Below are 1,527 nucleotides of genomic sequence, written 5' to 3' on the forward strand. Positions count from 1 at the left end.
TTAGAATACTTTCATCAAGATATCGGAATCGAAGAAGGCGCTTCGGATTAAGATTTAATTTGATCGCTGGTATTTATAATTATGAACTTTCTTTAAAGACTAAATTAGAGATCGCCTGAGACTTTCGCAAGAGGTCTATTATAAAAATAAGCCTTACCGTCAGTTTTTTTGCCGCTTTTTCTTAAAAAAGAACAATCAATAACAGCAATAATTGTGTGTTCATGGTTTAAGGCTTCTTTGAGAAAATATTGATTAAATTGTGGAAAGTTAAAGCTTTTGAGAAAGTGACGACGGTAGGTTTTTTTACTCAAACAGCTATAACGACTGAGATTCGTGAAGTTGATCTTGCCAGAGACCAGCAAAATAGTTGAAAATAAAGTGATTAAAAACTTCTTTTGGGGTTGACTAATCCCTGGTATTTGTTGTAAGATTGATTCCATAATGTTCATAAGGCAATCTGTTGAGCTTGTGTGTTTTTATAGCTTAACTTAAAAGAGTGCCTTTTTTTCTGTTTATTTTGGGTTCAGATTGCACTCACTTTTTTCACTTCTCTATTTTATTGCGATCGCCTTCCTCTTTAAAAACTGTCCGGAGTATTGAGATAACTAGTTAAACAAAATTAATTACACAAACAACTAATATGATATAATAAAACATATAGCGATTCTCAGATAAATGAGGTATACAGAAACCCTGTATTGTCAAGCTTTCCAGGTCAAAATTCGTACCTCACCTTTTTGAGAAAGGCTATAAGTTGTATTTAAAGAGGTTTTATATGTTTTTAATTCGAGATATCAATCCACTTTCGTTTAAATTTCTAAACCGAATTTATCGCGAAAGCAGACATCATCAAGTGCGTCTAGCAAGCACATTTTTTAATTTTGGTTTCACAAAATGTCAAAAATGAAAACCTGATTAAAATTTTTAAAGTTAGTTATAAGACCATGTATAACTGGTTAAATCGATGGGAATATGAGGGAATGCTGGGATTATACAATAAACCAGGTAGAGGCAGAAAAAAAACATTTAATTCTGCACAATCAGCTCAAATTAGAGAATGGGTAAAATTGCAACCAAAACAATTAAAGCAAGTAGTACAAAAAATCAAAAAAGCATGGTGTATTAATATAAGTACGGAAACAATTAAGAGAATAATAAAAAAAAAGTATGAGTTGGCCTAGGATGCGTCGAGGTGTTGGTGCCAAGCCAGACCCCATAGAATACAAGGAAAAAACAGAAAAATTGTCAGAATTAAAACAACTAGAAGATGAGAAAAAAATTGATTTATACTATTTGGATGAATCCGGATTTTGTGGCATCCCTTGTGTCCCTTATGGATGGCAATATCTTGGCGAATATTTGTCAATTGATAGTCGTAGAACTAAACGTTTAAATGTCTTGGGAATCATGAATCGGCAAAACACGCGACCTGCTTATGTTTCAGAGCAGACTATTAATTCTGATGTAATCATAGCCTGTATAGATACTTTCTTTGCTGTGGTGGAGCGGCCAACAGTTATTGTGGTA

Annotated in this window: 3 protein-coding genes and 1 pseudogene; 3 read left to right on the top strand and 1 reads right to left on the bottom strand. The window is 33.2% G+C overall.

All coding sequences use genetic code 11. The annotated features are described in order from the left end of the window. Positions 1-119, top strand: a pseudogene (locus tag ACUVJL_RS02410) (IS5/IS1182 family transposase); the annotation flags it as partial. Here the strand turns inward: ACUVJL_RS02410 and ACUVJL_RS02415 are convergent. Beyond that, entirely contained in the window at positions 105-449 is a 345-nt protein-coding gene (locus ACUVJL_RS02415) for a hypothetical protein (RefSeq protein WP_445244385.1), read from the bottom strand. The pseudogene ACUVJL_RS02410 and the gene ACUVJL_RS02415 overlap by 15 nt on opposite strands. Positions 450-881: 432 nt before the next feature. Between ACUVJL_RS02415 and ACUVJL_RS02420 the strand changes: the two genes are divergently transcribed. Continuing rightward, positions 882-1,181, top strand: coding sequence for a helix-turn-helix domain-containing protein (locus ACUVJL_RS02420; protein ID WP_445244386.1), 300 nt, complete (start codon positions 882-884; stop codon positions 1,179-1,181). Between the two features lies 1 nt (position 1,182). Then, on the top strand, positions 1,183-1,527 hold a 345-nt coding region (locus ACUVJL_RS02425; protein ID WP_445244387.1), incomplete at its 3' end, for a transposase.

The organism is Microcoleus sp. OTE_8_concoct_300, from assembly GCF_031383065.1.
GTDB lineage: Bacteria > Cyanobacteriota > Cyanobacteriia > Cyanobacteriales > Microcoleaceae > Microcoleus.

Excerpts from the sequence above, each read along its gene's own strand:
- ACUVJL_RS02415 (WP_445244385.1), bottom strand. The coding sequence starts at position 449 with ATGAACATTATGGAATCAATCTTACAACAAATACCAGGGATTAGTCAA.